The organism is Dactylosporangium thailandense (assembly GCF_059739745.1).
Genome location: NZ_AP029195.1, coordinates 1,496,206 through 1,514,835 on the forward strand (window position 1 = coordinate 1,496,206; position 18,630 = coordinate 1,514,835).

Annotated in this window: 20 protein-coding genes; 7 read left to right on the plus strand and 13 right to left on the minus strand. The window is 73.1% G+C overall.

The window, feature by feature from the left end:
* Positions 1 to 10: 10 nt before the first annotated feature.
* The gene (locus AC6JBM_RS06415) at positions 11 to 1,648 is read right to left on the minus strand and encodes a chitinase (RefSeq protein WP_497982675.1); all 1,638 of its coding nucleotides are present in this window, start codon (positions 1,646 to 1,648) and stop codon (positions 11 to 13) included.
* Positions 1,649 to 1,768: 120 nt separating this feature from the next.
* On the opposite strand from AC6JBM_RS06415, the gene AC6JBM_RS06420 reads away from it, so the two are divergent.
* Together AC6JBM_RS06420 and AC6JBM_RS06425 are read left to right on the plus strand one after the other, a co-directional pair.
* Complete coding sequence (locus AC6JBM_RS06420; RefSeq protein ID WP_497982676.1) at positions 1,769 to 2,509, plus strand: metallophosphoesterase family protein; 741 nt, start codon at positions 1,769 to 1,771, stop codon at positions 2,507 to 2,509.
* 132 nt (positions 2,510 to 2,641) lie between these two features.
* Complete coding sequence (locus AC6JBM_RS06425) at positions 2,642 to 3,205, plus strand: dihydrofolate reductase family protein (protein WP_497982677.1); 564 nt, start codon at positions 2,642 to 2,644, stop codon at positions 3,203 to 3,205.
* Between the two features lie 81 nt (positions 3,206 to 3,286).
* Here AC6JBM_RS06425 and AC6JBM_RS06430 read toward each other — a convergent pair whose 3' ends face one another.
* The 4 genes from AC6JBM_RS06430 to AC6JBM_RS06445 form a co-directional block, all read right to left on the minus strand.
* On the minus strand, positions 3,287 to 4,294 hold the full coding sequence (locus AC6JBM_RS06430; RefSeq protein WP_497982678.1) for an RNA polymerase subunit sigma-70: 1,008 nt from the start codon (positions 4,292 to 4,294) through the stop codon (positions 3,287 to 3,289).
* A gap of 80 nt (positions 4,295 to 4,374) precedes the next feature.
* On the minus strand, positions 4,375 to 5,355 hold the full coding sequence (locus AC6JBM_RS06435; RefSeq protein WP_497982679.1) for an N-acetylglucosamine kinase: 981 nt from the start codon (positions 5,353 to 5,355) through the stop codon (positions 4,375 to 4,377).
* On the minus strand, positions 5,352 to 6,593 hold the full coding sequence (locus AC6JBM_RS06440; RefSeq protein ID WP_497982680.1) for a 6-phospho-beta-glucosidase: 1,242 nt from the start codon (positions 6,591 to 6,593) through the stop codon (positions 5,352 to 5,354). Before AC6JBM_RS06440 ends, AC6JBM_RS06435 begins: the two co-directional genes overlap by 4 nt.
* A 59-nt stretch (positions 6,594 to 6,652) precedes the next feature.
* Positions 6,653 to 7,030 (minus strand): DnaJ family domain-containing protein, encoded by a 378-nt coding sequence (locus AC6JBM_RS06445; protein ID WP_497982681.1) that lies wholly within the window; start codon positions 7,028 to 7,030, stop codon positions 6,653 to 6,655.
* Between the two features lie 35 nt (positions 7,031 to 7,065).
* Here AC6JBM_RS06445 and AC6JBM_RS06450 point away from each other — a divergent pair, with 35 nt between their 5' ends.
* Positions 7,066 to 7,638 carry a DedA family protein gene (locus AC6JBM_RS06450; protein ID WP_497982682.1) on the plus strand — a complete coding sequence of 191 codons (573 nt, stop codon included), beginning with the start codon at positions 7,066 to 7,068 and terminating at the stop codon, positions 7,636 to 7,638.
* Positions 7,639 to 7,802: 164 nt separating this feature from the next.
* Positions 7,803 to 8,366: a chaplin family protein gene (locus AC6JBM_RS06455; protein ID WP_497982683.1), complete on the plus strand. Its 564-nt coding sequence runs from the start codon at positions 7,803 to 7,805 to the stop codon at positions 8,364 to 8,366.
* Positions 8,367 to 8,488: 122 nt separating this feature from the next.
* Here the strand turns inward: AC6JBM_RS06455 and AC6JBM_RS06460 are convergent, their stop codons facing one another.
* Positions 8,489 to 9,307, minus strand: a complete 819-nt coding sequence (locus AC6JBM_RS06460) for a PhzF family phenazine biosynthesis protein (RefSeq protein ID WP_497982684.1) — start codon at positions 9,305 to 9,307, stop codon at positions 8,489 to 8,491.
* Between the two features lie 98 nt (positions 9,308 to 9,405).
* A complete protein-coding gene (locus tag AC6JBM_RS06465) occupies positions 9,406 to 9,831 on the minus strand; it encodes a hypothetical protein (protein ID WP_497982685.1) in 426 nt (141 codons plus the stop codon).
* 270 nt (positions 9,832 to 10,101) lie between these two features.
* On the opposite strand from AC6JBM_RS06465, the gene AC6JBM_RS06470 reads away from it, so the two are divergent.
* Positions 10,102 to 11,010, plus strand: a complete 909-nt coding sequence (locus AC6JBM_RS06470) for a phosphotransferase (protein ID WP_497982686.1) — start codon at positions 10,102 to 10,104, stop codon at positions 11,008 to 11,010.
* A 6-nt stretch (positions 11,011 to 11,016) separates the two neighbouring features.
* Here AC6JBM_RS06470 and AC6JBM_RS06475 read toward each other — a convergent pair whose 3' ends face one another.
* The 3 genes from AC6JBM_RS06475 to AC6JBM_RS06485 all read right to left on the minus strand — a co-directional run bounded on the left by AC6JBM_RS06475 (position 11,017) and on the right by AC6JBM_RS06485 (position 14,754).
* Complete coding sequence (locus tag AC6JBM_RS06475) at positions 11,017 to 12,237, minus strand: DUF1501 domain-containing protein (RefSeq protein WP_497982687.1); 1,221 nt, start codon at positions 12,235 to 12,237, stop codon at positions 11,017 to 11,019.
* A gap of 12 nt (positions 12,238 to 12,249) precedes the next feature.
* Entirely contained in the window at positions 12,250 to 13,677 is a 1,428-nt protein-coding gene (locus AC6JBM_RS06480; protein ID WP_497982688.1) for a DUF1800 domain-containing protein, read from the minus strand.
* Positions 13,678 to 13,893: 216 nt separating this feature from the next.
* The gene (locus tag AC6JBM_RS06485; RefSeq protein ID WP_497982689.1) at positions 13,894 to 14,754 is read right to left on the minus strand and encodes a LysR family transcriptional regulator; all 861 of its coding nucleotides are present in this window, start codon (positions 14,752 to 14,754) and stop codon (positions 13,894 to 13,896) included.
* Positions 14,755 to 14,824: 70 nt separating this feature from the next.
* On the opposite strand from AC6JBM_RS06485, the gene AC6JBM_RS06490 reads away from it, so the two are divergent.
* A complete protein-coding gene (locus AC6JBM_RS06490; RefSeq protein WP_497982690.1) occupies positions 14,825 to 15,697 on the plus strand; it encodes a dihydrodipicolinate synthase family protein in 873 nt (290 codons plus the stop codon).
* 895 nt (positions 15,698 to 16,592) lie between these two features.
* On the opposite strand, the gene AC6JBM_RS06495 is transcribed toward AC6JBM_RS06490, so the two are convergent.
* Together AC6JBM_RS06495 and AC6JBM_RS06500 are read right to left on the minus strand one after the other, a co-directional pair.
* Complete coding sequence (locus AC6JBM_RS06495) at positions 16,593 to 17,000, minus strand: PLD nuclease N-terminal domain-containing protein (RefSeq protein ID WP_350613573.1); 408 nt, start codon at positions 16,998 to 17,000, stop codon at positions 16,593 to 16,595.
* Positions 17,001 to 17,065: 65 nt separating this feature from the next.
* Positions 17,066 to 17,491: a hypothetical protein gene (locus tag AC6JBM_RS06500; RefSeq protein WP_497982691.1), complete on the minus strand. Its 426-nt coding sequence runs from the start codon at positions 17,489 to 17,491 to the stop codon at positions 17,066 to 17,068.
* 51 nt (positions 17,492 to 17,542) lie between these two features.
* Here AC6JBM_RS06500 and AC6JBM_RS06505 point away from each other — a divergent pair, with 51 nt between their 5' ends.
* Positions 17,543 to 18,148 (plus strand): MBL fold metallo-hydrolase, encoded by a 606-nt coding sequence (locus AC6JBM_RS06505; protein WP_497982692.1) that lies wholly within the window; start codon positions 17,543 to 17,545, stop codon positions 18,146 to 18,148.
* Between the two features lie 17 nt (positions 18,149 to 18,165).
* On the opposite strand, the gene AC6JBM_RS06510 is transcribed toward AC6JBM_RS06505, so the two are convergent.
* Positions 18,166 to 18,594 (minus strand): MarR family winged helix-turn-helix transcriptional regulator, encoded by a 429-nt coding sequence (locus AC6JBM_RS06510; RefSeq protein ID WP_497982693.1) that lies wholly within the window; start codon positions 18,592 to 18,594, stop codon positions 18,166 to 18,168.
* Between the last annotated feature and the right edge of the window lie 36 nt (positions 18,595 to 18,630).

Sequence of the window (18,630 nt, forward strand, 5' to 3'; positions counted from 1 at the left end):
CGGCAAGCGTTTACGGCAGGGTGTTCAGGTAGGGGCGCTGGGCGTTCTGGAACTCCCAGTTGTAGTAGCGGTCCCAGTTGATCGACCAGGTCATGAGGCCGCGCAGCGCGGGCGAGGTGCCGCCGCGCAGGGTGTAGCCGCCGCAGCCGGAGCCGTTGACGAGGCAGGTGACCGCGGACTGCACGACGCTGTTGGCGACGTAGCCGTTGCCGGCGCTGACCGCGGCCGGGACGCCGATCGCGATCTGGTCGGCGCGCAGGCCGGGGAAGGTCTGGCCGGTGTTGGCGACCGGGAAGCCGGCCTTGAGCATGTCGGTCATGGCGATGTGGAAGTCCGCGCCGCCCATGGTGTGGTACTGGTTGTCGAGGCCCCAGATCGGGCCGGAGTTGTAGTCCTGGACGTGCAGGATGGTGAGGAAGTCCCGCACGGCGTGGATGACGGGCAGGTAGGAGCCGGCGCGGTTGTCGCCCTGGGTGGTGCCGCCGTAGAACTGGTACCCCAGCTGCACGAAGAAGGTCTCGGGGGCCATGGTGAGCACGAACTTGGCGCCGTACTTGGCCTTCAGGGACTTCAGGGCGCTGATGAGGTTGACGACGACCGGGGTGGTCGGGTTGCGGAAGTCGCTGTCGCCGGCGTTGAGGTAGAGCGAGTGGCCCTCGAAGTCGATGTCGAGCCCGTCGAGGCCCCACCGGTCGATGATGGCGCTGACGGAGCTGACGAAGGCGTCGCGGGCGGCGGTGGTGGTCAGCTGGACCTGGCCGTTCTGGCCGCCGATGGAGATGAGGACCTTCTTGCCCTGGGCCTGCTTGGCCTTGATGGCGGCGAGGAACTCGGCGTCGGACTCGACGTTCGGGCACTCGGCGGCGGAGCAGCGGTTGAAGCGGATGTCGCCGGACGTGACGCTGGTCGGCTCGCCGAAGGCGAGGTCGATGACGTCCCAGGCGGCGGGGATGTCGGCCATGCGGATGTAGCCGGAGCCGTTGGCGAAGCTGGCGTGGTTGTAGCCGATGAGCGCGTGCTTCGGGATGCCGGTCACCGGGGTGGTCGGGCTGGTGCTCGGGCTCTTCGACGGGCTCGCGCTCGCGGAAGGGCTCTTCGACGGGCTCGCGCTCGCCGAGGGGCTCTTCGACGGTGACGACGAGGTCGGCGGGGTCGTGGTCGGCGGGGTGCCGGGGCCGTCGAGGGCGATGTCGTCGGCGTTGTACGCGCCGGTGCCGTACCAGCCGTGCAGGTACACCTGGATCGAGGTCTGACCGGCGGTGGTGGTGAACGGGACGGTGAGCTTGGTGTAGGCCGTGGCCGCGGGGGTCCACGTGGACGCGCCGCCGGTCACGCCGAGGTAGACGTAGCTGCCGCGGACCCAGCCGGAGAGGGTGTACGCGGTGTTCGGCTGCACGCTGACGGTCTGCGTGCACTGGGCGGTGTCGGCGTTGGTGGCGTTGCCGTTGAGGGCGTACGAGCCGGAGTGCACGGGCGAGGTGACCGCGCCCGATCCGGAGCCGGTGCAGGACCAGCCCGACAGGTTGCCGCTCTCGAAGCCGGGGTTGGACAGCAGGTTGGCCGCATACGCGTTGGTGGCCACGAACAGGCCTGTGACCAGCAGGGTTGCGGCGCCGAGTATGAGCGCGGCGCGCTTCGTGGGCTTCATGGGCGACCTCCATCGACGGTGGTCGCCATTATTAGGTTTGTTAACTGTTCATGTCCAGAGCTCTTAACCCGGCCTTCATCATCGCGGCCCCGGCGGACGCCGCACACGTATGTTGCGGGGATGAGAGTGGCGGTGCTTGCCGATGTCCATGCCAACCTTCCCGCGCTCGAGGCGGTCCTCGCCGACGTCGAGGCGCACGGGGCCGACCGGATCGTCCTGCTCGGCGACATCGCCGGGGGCCCGATGCCGGCCGAGACCCTCGACGTGCTCGCCGGCCTCGGCGACCGTGCCGCATGGGTCCACGGCAACGGCGAGCGCGAGCTCGTCGACGCCTTCGACGGCAAGCCCGGCGAGGGCCGCAACGCGGCCGACGCCGCCACCTGCGCCGCCCTGATCGAGCAGCGGCACCGCGACCTCATGGCCGGCCTGCCGATGACGGTGACGCTCGACGTGGACGGACTCGGCCCGACCCTGTTCTGCCACGCCACCCCGCGCCGCGACGACGAGTTCGTCCTCGTCGACTCGCCGATCTCCCGCTGGAACGCGGTGCTGCACGGTGTCGACGCCGGGCTGGTCGTGTGCGGGCACACGCACATGCCGTTCGACCGGCTCGCCGGAGGGCGGCGCGTGGTGAACCCGGGCAGCGTCGGGATGAACTACGGGCCGGCGGGCGCGTACTGGGCCCTGCTCGGTGACGGCGTCGTGCAGTTGCGGCGCACCGCGTACGACGCCGGGGCGGCGGCCGGGCGGATCGCCGCCGCCCGGCATCCGGACGCCGCCTGGTGGGCCGAGCACTACGTGACGAAGCCGTACGGGGATGCCGACGCCCTCGAGGCGTTCGCCGAGTTCACAAGGGACTGATCGTGGCGACGGGACTGATCGTGGCTACAGGGCACCGATGAGGTTTTCGCGCAGCGCCCGTCTGTACGTATGAGCTGTACGTATGCGATCGACCTACGAGAGGCGGGCATGATGCGGAAACTGACCTTCGGCATGAATGTGACACTGGACGGCTACATCGCCGCGCCCGGCGACGACCTCGGCTGGAGTGGCGGTGACGGACCGGACTCGTCGTCGGGCGACGAGCTGTTCCAGTGGTGGTCCGACCGGGTGGGGGCGACGGGCCTGGCGCTGTACGGGCGCAAGCTGTGGGAGGCGATGAGTTCCCACTGGCCGACCGCCGACCAGCGGCCCGGTGCCACACCGGCGGAAGCCGAGTTCGCCCGCCGCTGGCGGGACATGCCGAAGGTGGTGTTCTCCTCGACGACCGGCACGGTCGGCTGGAACACCCGCCTGGTCACCGGCGACGCCGTCACCGAGATCACCCGGCTCAAGACCGAGGACGCCGGCCCGATGGACATCTGCGGCGCGACGCTCGCCGCGGCGGCCATGCGGGCCGGGCTGATCGACGAGTACCTGCTGGTCACCTACCCGGTCCTGGTGGGCGGCGGCACGCCGTTCTTCACCGCGCTGGACAGCTGGGTGAAGCTGAACCTCGTGGAGACGCGGACGTTTCCGGGCGGCGTCCTGCTGACCCGATACGAGACGAGGCGATGAGCACGGACCGGCTGCCCGGCTCGTGAGGCCGGGTTCGCCGGCATCGAGATGCCCCGCCGGCAACGCCGGCGGGGCGTCTGATCACAGTGCCGGGGGCAGGTCCAGCCACGGTTTGCCGGTGGCGTCGAACCCGGTGAGCTCGGCGATCTTCCCGTCGACGACGTGCAGGACCGCGATGGCGAACAGCCGGTACTCCGGGTCGTCGGGGGTGCGCAGGTACAGCGCGGCGGCGGGCATGCGGTTGACCGTCGTGGTGATGCCGCGCCAGTCGTCGTGGCCGGGCTGGAAGAGCCCGCCGCAGACCCAGCCGTCCACCGCGTCCTTGGCCGTGACGGCCGAGGTGCCCGCCTCGGGCAGCATCACGAAGCGCAGGTCGTCGCGCAGCAGGGACATCAGCCCGTCGAGGTCGTTGCGCTCATGGGCGTCGATGTACGCCTGCACCGCGCCGCGCTCGTCGTGCGACAGCTCGTGGGCGGCGGGGCTCCGCCAGTCGAGGCGGCGGCCGGGCAGCTGCTCGCGCATCGTCACGCGCGCCCGCTGCAGCGCGCTGGTCACCGATGCGACGGTCAGCTCGAGGGCGTCGGCGGCCTTCGACGCCGGCCAGCCGACGACGTCGCGCAGGATGAACACCGCCCGCTGCCGCGGCGGCAGGTGCTGGACGGCGACGATGAACGCCAGCTCGATCGTCTCCCGCGCCACCACCGATTCCTGCGGGTCCTCGGGGAGCATCCGGTCGGGGTAGGGCTGCAGGTACAGCACCTCGGAGCCGGCGTCCGGCAGCCCGGACGGCACGGGTGTGCGGTCGTTGCGCTTCTCCAGGAAGTCGAGGCAGACGTTCGTCGCGATCCGATACAGCCAGGTCCGCAGGGCGGCGTGGCCCTTGAACGACTCCCGCTTGTGCCACGCTCGCAGGAACGTCTCCTGCGTCATGTCCTGGGCGTCGTCGTAGTTCGCGAGCATCCGGTAGCAGTGCACCTGCAGCTCACGCCGGTGCCGCTCCGTGATGAGCGCGAACCGCGCCGGGTCGCCCGAGCGAACCACCGCGATGAACGTGGCCTCGTCGGCGCCCAGCGGTCCAGCGTCGGTCATGGTCAGCAATCCTTCCACCGGTGCGTGCGAGGGGACTACCAGAACCGACGGCGTGGCGGAGGAATGCTGATCGGTGGTGGCTACAGCGCGGCCCGGACGGCGGACTCCAGCGCCGGTGGGCACGGGCCGCCGTGCAGGGCGTCCAGGGCCAGGAGCGCCGCGCCCGTCACCGGTGGGGAGGACAGGACGTTCACCGTGGCCCGGGGCGACAGTGCGCGCAGGCGGGGCAGGAGGTCGTCGTGCAGCATCGGGTGGCGGGCCGTCAGGACGCCGCCGCCCAGGACGATCGTGTACGGGGCCTCCAGGAGGTCCAGCCGCTTCGCCGAGACGCGCACGAGGGACTCGATCTCGTCGGTCAGGCGGCGCACGACCCGGGTGGCCAGCTCGTCGCCGGCGGTGGCGACCGCGAACATGACCTCGCAGAGCTCGTCCAGGCGGGACTCCGGCAGGTCGCCCAGGTGCAGGGCGATGGTCACCGCCTCGACGGTCGGGAGGCCGAAGTGGTCGCGCACGGCCGGCTCCAGCGCCGTCGCCGGGCCGCGGCCGTCCTCGGCGCGGATGGCGTGGTACAGGGCCAGGGCCGCCAGGTGGTGCCCGCCGCCCCAGTCGCCGGAGCGCTGCCCCAGGGCCGGGAAGCGGGAGGTCGCGCCGTCGGCTCGGCGGCCGGCGGCGTTGATCCCCGCGCCGCAGACGACGCCGACCGCGTCGGGGGTGGCCGTGCCGGCCCGCAGGAGGGCGAAGAGGTCGTTGTCGACGGTCGTCGTGGCGGCCAGGGCCAGGGCGGAGACCCCGGTGTTGAGGCGGTCGACCTCGATCGGCAGGTCGGCGCCGGCGGTGTAGACGGCCAGGTGGGACAGCTCGATCGACGGCGGCAGGGAGGCCTCGCGGCGGGCCTGGGCGACCAGGGCGGACAGCTGGGCCAGGGCGCCTTCGAAGCTCAGGACGTGCGGGGAGATCGTCGGGCCGGTGACGCGGGACAGGATGCGGCCGTCGGAGTCGCCCACGACCACGTCGGTCTTGGAGTTGCCGCCGTCCGCCGCGGCGTAGAGGCGCGCCGTCACGCCAGCCACGGCAGGTGGTCGTGGTTCGCGGCCAGCAGGTCGTCGGTCAGCCGCTCCGCCTTGTCGTGCTGGGCCACCAGGGGGTGGGTGAGCAGGGCGCGGTACACGCGGTCCCGGCCGCCCCGCACCGCGGCCTGCACCGCCAGGTCCTCGTAGGCCGACACGCCGGAGATGAGGCCGGCCAGGTGGGCCGGCAGCGCAGGCGCCGGGACCGGGGTCGCGCCCGCGGCGCCCACCCGGCAGGTGGTCTCGATGACCGCGTCGTCCGGCAGGAAGGGGAAGAAGCCGCGGTTGCGCACGTTCACCGCGTGCACGCCGCCGTCGTCGTCGTGCAGGGACGCGATCAGGCCCACGGCCGCCTCCGAGTAGAAGGCGCCGCCCCGCTGCGCGAGGAGGTCCGGCTTGCGGTCCAGGGACGGATCGGCGTACATGCTCAGCAGTTCCCGCTCGATCTCCAGGACCCGCTCGCCCCGGGTCGGCTCGTGGCGCTCCGCGGCCACCACCTCGTCGTGGCTGTAGAAGTAGCGCAGGTAGTAGCTCGGGACGTAGCCCAGGGCGCGCACCACCGCCGGGGGGATCTGCACGCCCGCGGCGATCTCCTCCAGGGAGGAGTCCAGCAGGGCCGGCAGGCGGTCGGTGCCGTCCACGTAGACGGCCCGCTCCCACGTCAGGTGGTTCAGGCCCACGTGGTCCAGCGTCACCGCCGACGGGTCCACGCCCAGGGCCGCGGCCCAGCGGCGCTGGAAGCCGATCGCCACGTTGCACAGGCCCGCGGCCTTGTGGCCGTCGTCGAGCAGGGCCCGCGTCACGATGCCCACCGGGTTGGTGAAGTTCACGATCCAGGCGCCGGGGTCGGCCCGGCGGGCGATGTCCAGCACGACCGGCACCGTGCGCAGGGCCTTGGCGAAGCCGCCGGCGCCGGTGGTCTCCTGCCCCACGCAGCCGCAGGCCAGGGGGAACGTCTCGTCGCTGATGCGGGCCTGCTGGCCGCCGACCCGCAGCTGGATGACCACCGTCGAGGCGCCGGCCAGGGCGTCGTCCACGTCCGACGTCCAGCGCAGCGTCGTGCGGGAGCCCTGGGCCGACAGGATGCGCCGGGCGAACGCGCCGACCACGGCCAGCCGGTCGGCGGCCGGGTCCAGCAGCACGATCTCCGAGGCGAACGGGGCCAGGCGGGCGAAGCCGTCGACGAGCTCCGGCGTGTACGTCGAGCCGCCGCCCACAACCGCGATCTTCACGAGCCAGCCCTCCAGGTCAACTAATAGGAAGACTAACTAACAGTTCAACGGGGTCGCTGTCAACGCCGGCGCCACTCGGCGGCCAGGGCGTCAGCGTCCAGGGGGCGCAGCAGGGTCGGCGGGCCCTCGATCAGGCCGCGGCGGGCGCGCTCGATGCGCACGTTCAGGTCGGCCACGGCCCGGCGCAGGGACTCCTCGGTGCGGAAGTCGCCGAGGGACTCCGGCAGGTCCTCGACCTCGCGGCGCAGGCGCAGCGTCGGCGGGATGCCCGAGGGCAGGCGCTCGCGGCGCGCCAGGTCCTTGACCCACCAGTCCTCGTCGTACAGCTCGCCGTGGTCGGGCAGCGGGCGGCCCGCACCGGGCAGGTCGTCGAACTCGCCGCGCTCCTGGGCCTCGCGGATCTGCCGGTCGATGTGGGATTCATACCAGCTGGCCATCGCCTGCGAGTGTACCCGTGGCAGGATCTTGATCGATGGAGCAGTTGGAGCGGTACGGGTACCCGGCGCTGGCGATCCTGGTGCTGCTGGAGGGTCTGGGCATCCCGACCCCCGCGGTCACGGCGATCGTCGCGCTGTCCGCCGTGGCCGCGCACAAGAGCACCGCGCACGTCGTGATGGTCGCCGTCGTCACGCTGCTCGCGGCCGTCGCCGGGGACAACCTCGGCTATCTGCTCGGCCGGCGCGCCGGGCGGCCCGCGGTGCTGCGCTTCGGGCGCCGTGTCGGGCTGACCGAGCAGCGCCTCGAGCGCGCCGAGCGGTTCATCGCCACCCGGGGCAAGAACATCATCGTGGTGGCGCGCTTCATCGACGGCCTGCGCCAGACCAACGGGATCATCGCCGGGGCCACCGCGCTGCCCTGGCGGCAGTACGCGCCGCGCGACGCGATCGGCGGCGTGGTGTGGACGGCGCTGTGGGTCACCGTCGGCGCGGTCGCGGGCAACAACGTGGAGCAGCTGCGGCGGTACCAACTGTGGATCCTCGGCGGCGCGGGCGTCGTCGCCCTCGTGCTGCTGGTGCGGTACCTGCTCAAGCGTCGCCGCCGCTGACCGAACGGCCCCGGTAGGCGCGCCGGAAAAGACTACGTTATGTCACCGGGCGGGTGCATTGCGTGACGAGATTTCCCGAAATATCCGTCCGCAGCTCGCATTTCGGGTTAGGTGGACATCGCGACGGACGTTCCCCGTCGATCACTCGTCGAAAGGTCGTCATCATGAAACGCTGGCTCATCCGGTCGGTGCAGGTGGCCGCGCTGGCAATGGGTGGCCTCGCGCTCACCGGGACCGCCGCCCACGCCGATGGCTGGAACAGCGGCCCCAACGTCGGTTTCGGCAACGGAAACCAGAGCTCCACCACCATCCAGACGCCCGTCAACATCTGCGGCAACTCGATCGCGATCATCGGTTTCGCGAGCGCGAACTGCGACGGCGGCGCGGTGGCCTACAACGGCAGCGGCGGTGCGTTCAGCGGGGCCGGCTACAACAACGGCAACGGCAACGGCAGCGGCAACGCGAACGCCTACGGCGTGAACCACAAGAAGAAGCACAAGAAGCACCGCAACGGCAACGGCAACGCCAACGCGGCCTCGTACGACGACCGCGACAACGGCCGCGGCGGCAACGGCGGCGCGTGGGCGGTCAACGCCAACGGTGGCGGCTGGAACACCGGCTTCAACGCCGGCTTCGGCAACGGCAACCAGACGTCGACCACGATCCAGGCGCCGATCAACGTGTCCTGCAACTCGGTGGCCCTCGTCGGCTTCGCGTCGAGCTGCTGAACCGTCCGGCGTGACGGGGCACCGCCTGCCCCGGCTGCGTGGAGCGTTGACCGATGCCCGCGGGGAGCAGCCCCTCCCCGCGGGCATCGGTCAACGCTCTTGGCGTGTCATGCGATGGCAGGTCACGCGATGGCGACCGCGCGGCCCGTGACCCGCACCCCGGCCCGGTCGTCGAGATCCACCCGCAGCAGGCTGGGGCGGCCCATGTCGTCGCCTTGGTGGATCGTCAGCGTCGCGGGCGCCGCGGCCAGGCCCAGGTCGCGCAGGTAGCCGCCGAGCGCCGCGGCCGCCGCCCCCGTCGCCGGGTCCTCGTACACCCCGCCGGGCGGGAACGGGTTGCGCGCGTGGAACACCGTCGCCGACTCGCGCCACACCACGTCGACGGTCGTCCAGCCCTGCTCGGCCATGAGCGCGCCGAGCGCCGGCTCGTCGTAGCCGAGCCCGGCCAGCCGCTCCCGGCTGCGCAGGGCCACGACGGGATGCCAGGCACCGGCGAACGCGGCCAGCAGCGGCAGCCCCGGATCGAGGTCGTCGCGGGTGTACCGCAGCGCCCCCAGCAGCCGCGCCTGCACCTCCTCGGGGATCGCCCGGGTCGCGGGGGCCACGGTGCGCAGGGTGGCGGAGCCGTCCGCGGTGTCGACCGCGATCTCGCCCACGGGCGCGGCGAGGCGGATCGGGCCCGGCCCGAAGCGCTCGGCGTAGGCGACCGCGGTCGCGATCGTCGCGTGGCCGCAGAAGGGGACCTCGGCGAGCGGGCTGAAGTACCGCACCCCCGCCGCGCGGTCCCCGGAGGGCGTCAGGAACGCCGTCTCCGAGTAGCCGACCTCGGCCGCGACGCGCTGCATGTCCGCGTCGGCGAGGCCGGTGGCGTCGAGCACGACCCCGGCCGGGTTGCCGCCGGACGGGACGTCGGTGAACGCGGCGTACCGCAGGATCTCCATGCCCCCGACCGTATTGCGGCCGCGCCCCGGCCGCGGATGCCAATCGGCCGGCGGTGGCATGTGCCCCCGCCGGCCGATGGATCGGGCCGGCCGGCCGCCTACTTGTCGGCGACGCCCAGCTGCTGCTCGCCGCCCTGGCCGTGGAACTCGGTGCCCTCGGCGAACGCGCCGTCGAAGCGCTCCTGCAGCGCGTTGAGCTCGCTGAACTCGGCCTGGTGCGAGGACTCGCTGCCCTCGGCCGCGAAGACGTGGTCGTCCGAGGTCGCGTCGTGGCTGTAGTTGGTGTAGTCGTCGGACTCGTAGTGGACCGCGGCGGGCTGGTCGTACTCGGTGTGGTGGCCCTGCGAGAAGTCGGTCGACTCCGCCGTGTGGTGGTCGTTCTCGTAGACGCCGAACTGCGACTGGGCGTCGGCCTCGGAGCCCTGCGCCTGGTGCAGCTGGTCCAGCGAGTTGTGCTCCTGACCCGCATCGTAGTGGCCGTAGTCGACGTCCTGGCCAGTGTCCGCGGCGTCGAAGTCGCTCATGGAGATTTCCCCCTCAGTGCTGTCAGACTGCGATAGGACCGACGTTACGGACTGTGGCCCGTTGCGGAATCCCCCAAACGTGCCGCAGGTCACATCCTGTCAGCCTGCCGGTGGGAGACATCCGGCCTCACGTGCTCGTATTCATGTCCGGCAGTCTCTCGATCGGCCGTCGCGGGTTGCCGGCGCGCGAACGCACCGTGTGCACCACGTGACCGGCCGGCGGTCCAAAATCGGTGTCGCCGGCCGCGAAGCCTCTGCGACGATCGGGCCATGGTGCTGGCATCGGGGGTACGCATCGGCTGGACCGACCTGCCGGACGGCGTGCGCGGGGCCGTCGAGGTCATCCTCGGCGAGCCGGTCGCGTCGGCCGCCTCGCAGGCGGGCGGGTTCTCGCCCGGCACCGCCGACCGGGTCGTCACCGCGACCGGGCGCCGCGCCTTCGTGAAGGCCGTCGGCGCCGCGCTCAACCCGCAGAGCCCGGCCCTGCACCGGGCCGAGGCCGGGGTGGTCGCCCAGCTGCCGCCGGGCCTGCCGACGCCGCCGCTGCTCGGCGTGCACGACGACGGCGACTGGGTCGCGCTGGTCTACGCCGACGTCGACGGCCGCCACCCGCACACCCCGTGGCGCGACGACGAGGCCGGGGCGGTCCTCGAGGCGTTGCGGGCACTGGCCGTACCGGTGCGGAACCTTCCGAAGCTGCAGGACGGCACCGTGGAGGACTTCGCCGGGTGGCGCACCATCGCCGCCGACCCGCCGGCGACGCTCGACCCGTGGGCGGCCGGCCACCTCGACCTGCTGGTGGAGCTATCCGACCGGGGCCACGCGGGCCTGGCCGGGGACGCGCTCGTGCACGGCGACGTGCGCGCCGACAACCTCCTCATCCGCCCCGACGGCACCGTAGTCGTCGTCGACTGGCCGTTCGGCTGCGCCGGCCCGCCCTGGTTCGACGCGCTGTGCCTGGTGCTGAACATCCGGCTGTACGGCGGGCGCATCACCGACGACGTCATCGGCGGCGACCCCGGCGACGTCACCGGGTGCGTGGCGGGCCTGGCCGGCATGTTCGCCGACCGCGCCCGCCGGCCCGACCCGCCCGGCCTGCCCACCCTGCGCAAGTTCCAGCAGGACCAGGCCGACGTAATGCTGGCCTGGCTGCGGGAGCGGCTCGCTGCCCAGGCATGACAGGGCCTAACGCGCGGCCACGACGCCGAGCGCGGTGCCGGCCGCCGCGTTCGGGAACACGTCGGCCAGCGAGCCCAGCCCGCACCGGCGCCGCAGGATCTCGCCGATCACCGTGCGGTAGTCGGTCGTCGCGGTCAGGTCGCCGGCCGTCAGCGCCGCCGGGGCGAGCGTCGGCCACGTGCCGTGCACCTTCCCGCCGCGCACGCCGCCGCCGAGCAGCAGCATCGCGTTGCCGCTGCCGTGGTCGACGCCCCGGGAGCCGTTCTCGGCCACCCGCCGCCCGAACTCGCTCAGCGTCACCAGCGTCACCCGCCCGAACGCGGGCCCGAGATCGGTCGCGAACGCGTCCAGCGCCAGGGCCAGCTCGGTCAGATGGTCGTACATCCGCTGGCCCTTCGCCGGCGCCCCGAGCGCCTCGTGCATGTCCCAGTCGCCGAAGTCCACGGTCGCGGCCATGAGCCCCACGTTCGACTTCACCAGCCGGGCCACGTCCTTGAGCGCGTTGCCGAGCGCCGTGGCCGGGTAGGTCGCGCCCGGCGTGGAGGCGGGCAGCGCGCCGACGGTGCCGAGGGACTGACCGACCGCCCGCGCCGGGGCGGCCAGCAGGCCGGGGGCGCCGTCGTAGAGCTTCGCGAGGGTACCCATCATCGGGGTCTTGGCGTCCTCGCCGTTGAGCTTGAACCCGTCGACGGTCAGCATGCTCACAGACGGCGCCGGGCCGGCGAACAGCCGCGCCGGGGCGCTCGTGCCCATCGCCACGCCCGCCATCGGATAGGAGGCGCCGGCGACGCCGAGCATCCGGTCCAGCCAGCCGGTGCGGATCGAGGTGCCGGCCGCGGCCCGCTCCATGTCCTCCATCGCCTGGAAGTGCGAGCGGGACGGGTTCGGCTGCCCGACGGCGTGCACGGCGCCGAACGTGCCGGCCGCCCACCGCGCCTGCAGCGGCGCCAACGCCGGGTGCAGCCCGAACGTGCCGTCGCCGGCGATCACGGACGCCTTCGGCACCGCGATCGCCGGCCGGGCCCGGTAGTAGTCGGCGTCGCCGATCGGCACGATCGCCGACAGGCCGTCGAAGCCGCCGCGCAGCGACAGCACGACGAGGGTGTCGCCGGTGTACGGGGTGCCCGCGAACGCCAGCCGGGTCGACAGGCCCTCGCCGATCAGCCCGGTGAGCGCGGCGCCGGCCCCGATGGTCAGCACCCCGCGGCGGGAGATGCAGCAGTCCATGGCACGTGCCCCTTAGCGGTAGAGGTGGTACGGCGAGTCGAGGATCAGGGCGATGAGGTGCGGCAGGCGGCCCGTCGCGGCCGCGTCCGTCGCCTTCAGCGGGGCGGTCGCGCTCTTGCCGAGGAAGCTCAGCAGCGCCGCGCCGTGCGCCGGGGCCAGGGGCTGCCCGACGAGGCGGGTGGCGAGGGCGTCGACGAACGCGCCGTGGGTCGCGGGGAGCTTCGGCACGAGGTACGCCAGCATCGACGCCGGCCGCGCCAGCTGCTTCGGATACCAGCCGGCCGCGATGTTGAGGTGCGCGTTCCAGCGGATCAGCAGCCCCGAGGGGGCCGCCCAGGCGGCGGCGACGTCCGGGTACCCGTTCGGCGGCGCCCACCGCAGCGGCGCGTGGCCCATGTCGTACAGGTAGTGGTAGAGCCCTCGCACGCTGTCCATGTCGGCCGACGGGCCGATGCCGAGCACGCGCACGGTCGCGGCCACGTCCTCCAGCGGCGTGCGCACCTTCGCCCCGGTCGCGGCCGCGAACTCCGGCGAGGTGAACAGCGCCCGCAGGACCGGCACGATCGCCGTGCTGTTGTCGAGGTACACCTGCGCGAGCCGGGCCACGAGCGGCGCCGGGGCCTCGTCGGCGACGAAGCGCACGCACAGCTTGCGGGCCAGGCGCTCGGCGGTCGCCGGGTGCATCGCCAGCATGTCGGCGTAGGCGAGCGCGGCCGCCTCGCCGCCGCCCGCGGTCGCGTTGTCGTGCCGCCAGCCGAGGATCGTCACCGCCCCGGTCGCGTGCTGGTTGGCGTCGAACTTGTACAGCCCGGTGGCCGAGTCGACGGTCAGCCCGGTGAGCAGGCGCGCCGCGTCCTTGACGTCGGCCTCGGAGTACACCAGCCCGACCGTGTGCAGCTCGAGCAGCTCGCGCGCGTAGTTCTCGTTCGGCCTGGCCTTCGTCGAGGAGCGGTTGTCCAGGTACGACAGCATCGCGGGGGCCCGCATCGAGGCCTTGAGCAGGTCCGCGAACCGCCCGAGCGCGTGGGTGCGGATGACGGTGTCGTACTGCGCCCGGCTGTCCCACACCTCGCTGGACGGGCACGTGACGTTGAGGTGGTTCGACCAGAAGTCGGCCATGAGCTCGAACAGCTGCCGCTTGCTCCACGCCGCCCGGGCCACGGCCGCGGTGCCGAGCTGCTGCATCACGTCCCACGCGCCCGACTTCAGCGAGCCGGCCTTGACCAGCGCCCGCACGCCCGCGATGTCCTTGCCGATCAGGGTGTACTTCGCCAGCACCGCCTGGCACGCCGAGTCGTCGATGGACGCGGGGTCGAGCTGCCGCTCGAGCCAGGCCGCGGCGCCGAGCTTGCGCAGCTCGGCCTCGGCTTCGGCGGTGGGGCCGTAGGTGGCCCGGCGCAGCAGGTGCAGGACCGGGTCGGCGGGGGTGAAGGCGGTCACGGCCTCTTGCTTCGGCACGGGGGGCGTGGCCCTTGACCCAAGGTCCCGCCCGGCTCCGGCGCCGCACCCGGCCCGCACCCGCTGTGTCTCCCGATCGGCGGGGGAGGCTTCGCCTCCACTCCCTTGCCAGCTCGCCTTTTTGCGTGCTTTCGCCCGTTCGCGGCCGCGCGGTGCGACCCGCGAGCCGTCGCCGTGTGCGTCCGCGCGTCCGGGTGCTCAGCCGCGTATGCCCAGCGCCTCCGCGAACGCGGTCACGGCGGGGTGCTGGGCCGCGCCGGCGCGGAAGGCGAGGCGGGTGCGGCGGCGGGTGTCGAGCGGCGTCAGGACCACGCCCGCGGGGACGTCCACCGCGGCGAGCTCCGGCACGAGCGCGACGCCCTGGCCCGCGGCGACGAACGTGAGGACGGTGACGAAGTCGTCGGCGTGGTGGCGTACCCGTGGCGTGAATCCCGCCGCCTCGCAGGCCCGCACGGTCATCGTGTGGCAGAGGGTGCCGCGGCTGGCGAGGATCCACGGCTCGTCGTGGCACTCGGCGAGGGTCCGCGGGCGCTGGGCGGCCACGAAGATCGTCTCGTCGCGCAGGGGGAGGGTGCGCAGCGCCGGGTCCGGTTCGATGGGCACGAGGTCGTAGTCGTGGACCAGGGCCACGTCGAGGGTGCCGTCGCGGAGCAGGTGCGGTACGGCTGCCGGGTCCAGCTCCTGCACGCTGAGCTCGAGCGCCGGGTGGGCCTCGCCCAGCGCGACCAGGGCGGACGGCAGCAGCGTGCGCATCGCGGTCGGGAACGCGCCGATGCGCAGCGGGCCCGACAGGCCGTCGCGTCCGGCGGCCAGCGCGGCGGTGGCCCGTTCCAGCGCCGCCAGCACCTCCTCGGCGTGCGCCACGAGGGTCCGGCCGGCCGGGGTGAGCGCGACCCGCCGCCCGGTGCGCTCGAGCAGCGCGGTTCCGGCCTCCCGTTCGAGCGCGGCGAGCTGCTGCGACACGGCCGAGGGCGTGTACGTGTGCGCGGCGGCGACGGCGGCGATCGTCCCGTGCTGCGCCAGATCCCGTAGCAGCCGCAGCCGCCGGACGTCGAGCATCACCAGATCTTACGCTCGACGGTGCGAACGTGAACTGGTTCTGACGCTTCCCGTGTCCGACGCTGGACGCATGACGTTGCGCGGAATCTTCGTCCCCCTGATCACGCCGTTCACCGACGCCGGGTCGATCGACGAGCCGTCGCTCCGGAAGGTGGCCGAGTCGGCACTGTCGGCGGGTGCTGCCGGTCTCGTGGCGCTCGGTACCACCGGCGAGCCGGCGACCCTGACGCCGCCGGAGCGCGCAACGGTCGTCGCGACGTGCCGCGACTTCGGCGTCCCGCTGCTGGTCGGCGTCGGCGGGAGCTCGACGGCGGCCTGCGCGGCCGAGGTGGCGGCGCTGCCGGCGGGCACCGTGGCGATGGTGGTGGTCCCGCCCTACACCCGCCCGGGCGAGGCCGGCGTGATCGCCCACTTCCGGGCGGTCGCCGCGAGTGCGCGGGTGCCGATCGTGATCTATCACGTCCCGTACCGGACCGGTCAGCCGCTGTCGACGGCCGCCCTGCTGGAGATCGCCGCGATGCCGGGCGTAGTGGGCATCAAGCTCTCCGACGGCGCCGTCTCGGCCGCGACGGTGGCCCTGCTCGCCGGGGCCCCGCCGGGCTTCGCGGTGCTCGGCGGCGACGACGCGGTGATCTCCCCGCTGCTGGCCTTGGGCGCGCACGGCGGCATCCTGGCCTCGGCGCACGTGGCGACCGCGGCGTACGCCGCCCTGCACGCCGCGTGGCGCGACGGCGACGTGGCGACGGCCCGGGCGCTGGGCGGGCGGCTGGCGGCCTTGTCCGAGGCGTTGTTCGCGGAGCCCAACCCCGCGGTGATCAAGGCCGTGCTGCACGCCCGGGGGCGGATCGCGTCGCCGGCGGTGCGACTGCCGCTGCTGGCGGCGTCGGCGCCCGCCCGCGACCGGGCCCTGGACCTGCTGAGCCGCCTCGAGCCCTCGCCATAGCCCCACTCCGCCGGCTTGCCCGAGTCGCGGCGCTGGCGGCGGCCTCGGCGGGCGCGGCCACCCGCCCGTCGAGCGGCACCGACCTCGACGAGCGATCGGCCGGCCCGCTCCGCAGCCGACCGGCCCGACTCCGAAAGGAGCGCGGTCCGACGACGACCGCGGCCGCAGTTCCAGCGGCGTGGTGGCGCGCCGCCGGGGGCCTTGTCGTGCGGGGTGCTTTCGCCGCGCGGGCTCGAGAAGCCCGTCGGCCGCGTCCTCGGCAGGGACCTCGCCACCCGCCCGGCGCGGCCGAGCGCCGCGAGCCGAGGCGTGTGATGACGGTGGCCTGGTAGCGCACGGCGAGCGTCAAAGGCGTGCGCCGGTCCGCCTTCGGCCCCGCGCTTGCGCCGGTCCGCCGCGTGGCCGGCCTTGATCGGATTGTCGCGCGGATGCCCAGCCGCCGCAGGCAGGCCCGGTTCGCCTGCCCGGCGTAGGCCTTGTCGGCCAAGACCCGATCCGGGCGGGTCCGTGGCCGGCCACCACCCGGGCGAGGTGCCCGGATGTGTTGCCGGACCGGCACGAACTGCGGGCTGCCGCCACGATGCCCCGCCGTTGGCAGCGCCGACAACGCCTTGCGGTCCTGCTCACGCGCAAGCATGCACCTGCCCGGCGCCGTCACGGCGGGCACCGGCCGCGTGCGCCTGCAACGCGGTCAACACCCGCTGCCACGTGCGGGACAACCAGTACGCGAACCAGAGGCCACCGAGCGACGCCGGAGTTCAGCGAGCCGAGGCAGGGCCGCCCGAAACAGGCAACACAGGGGTCCCGCTGGTGGGTGGCCGTTCCTTCTTATTCACCATACACCATGCGACCTAACCGATCTTGTCCGCGATGGCGCTGTGTAATCAAGCCGGAACTACTCGGGGTCTTTGGTCTCCCGCCGCCGCAGCTCCTCCTCGCGCCGCCGCAGGTCCGCCTCCCACTTCGAGAACATCTCCTCGTCCGCGCGGCGGGTCTTCGCCAGGTTGCGCAGGAACTCGGGGTCGTCGTCGGGGGCCAGCTGGCGCGCCCGCGGGCGGTCGTTCTCCGGGAAGCCGTTGCCGGGCTTCCACTGCGCGCCGGCCCGGGCCGTCGCCGCCTGCTGCGGGCGGCCCGCCACGAACCACGCGATCCAGCCCACCGGCGAGAACAGCAGGATGATGAAGACCCAGGCGACCTTCGGCAGGTTGCGCACCAGGTATTCGTCCGTCGACAGGCAGTCGATCACCGCCCACACGAGCATGACGAGGTCGATCAGGAAGAGGAGTCCATAGAGGCGAACCACGCCGGACATGGTGCCGCAACGCCGGCCCGCTGTCCGCCCCGTGACCGTATTGCAATAGAGCCTTACTACTGGTCAGACAGGACGATCCGAAAGTAGCCGAGGTCGAGTTCGCCCGCGCGGACGCGGGGCAGGTCCGCGAGCGGTGCCAGCAGGGCGTGGCGCGTCGACTCCAGGCGCGGCTTGGAGCCGGGGGCGGCGGGCGCCGGGGCGGGCGCCAGCAGTGTCACGCGGCCGGGGCCGAGCCGGGCGCGCACGTCCGACCAGCGCGCGACCGGGAACGGCAGGGAGCTCAACACCAGGTCGAAGGGCAGGCCGCGCTCGTCGCGCAGCGGGAAGGCGATCAGCGTGCGATCGCCCGCGAGTGAGGCCAGGGCCAGCATGCGCAGGGCGTCGCGGCGGGGGGCGCGCAGCTCGCCGGCGCGGGTGACGACCGCGCCACGGATGGGGCGGGCGGGGCGCAGGACCCGGTACGCGTATGACCCGACACGCACATCGTCCAGCCTTGCGACGCGCACCCGGGTAGCGGCATAGGCTTTGGACCCATGGTGCGCATCGAACGACTGGTCACGTCGGGCACGTTCTCGCTCGACGGTGAGACCTTTGACGTCGACAACAACGTCTGGATCGTCGGCGACGACGCGGAGGCGATCGTCATCGACGCCGCCCACGACGCCGGGGCCATCGTGGACGCGCTCGGCGGTCGCAACCTGGTCGCGATCGTGTGCACGCATGGTCATGACGACCACATCGATGCCGCGCCCGAGGTCGCGCTGCGCACGGGCGCGCCGATCCTGCTGCATCCGGACGATCTGCCGCTGTGGCACATGAAGCACCCCGCTCTCGAGCCGAACACGCACCTTACCGACGGCCAGCGGATCGCGGTGGCCGGAGTGGCGCTGACGGTACTGCACACCCCCGGCCACAGCCCCGGCGCCGTCTGCCTGCACCTGCCCGAGGAGGGCGTGCTCTTCTCCGGCGACACGCTCTTCGAGGGCGGCCCGGGCGCGACCGGCCGATCGTTCTCGGACAAGCCGACGATCCTGCGCTCGATCACCGAGCGGCTCATGACCCTCCCGCCCGAGACCGTCGTGCACACCGGCCACGGCCCCGACACCACGATCGGCGCCGAGCAGCCCAACATCAAGTAGGCCGGCCTGAAGGAGCCCTAGTCGGCGAGCCGCTCCAGGATCGCCGCCGCTCGCAGCAGGGCGTCCCGCTCCGCCGGGGTCAGGGACGCCACCGCGGCCGCCAGCCACTCGTCGCGCACCCGCATGTCCGCGCCCAGCGCCGCCCGCCCGGCCGGGGTGATCGAGAAGACCCGCTGCCGCTTGTCGGCCGGGTTCTCCAGCCGCTCGATGTGGCCGTCCGCCTCCAGATCCGCGAGCACCCGCGTCACCGACTGCGGCTGGAGGCGGTCGGCGGCGGCCAGCGCGCCCGCCGTCAGCGGGCCCCTGCGCGCCAGATGCCCCAGCATGCTGATCTTCGTCAGGCTCAGCCCGTCGGCGTCGCGCTGCAGTTGCAGCCGGCGCGAGAGCCGCTGCGTGGCCCGCCGCACGGCCCGCGCGACGCTGAGATCGGGGTCCGGATCGCTCATGGTTGCGCACCAACCTATCGTGCTGCGATATTCAGC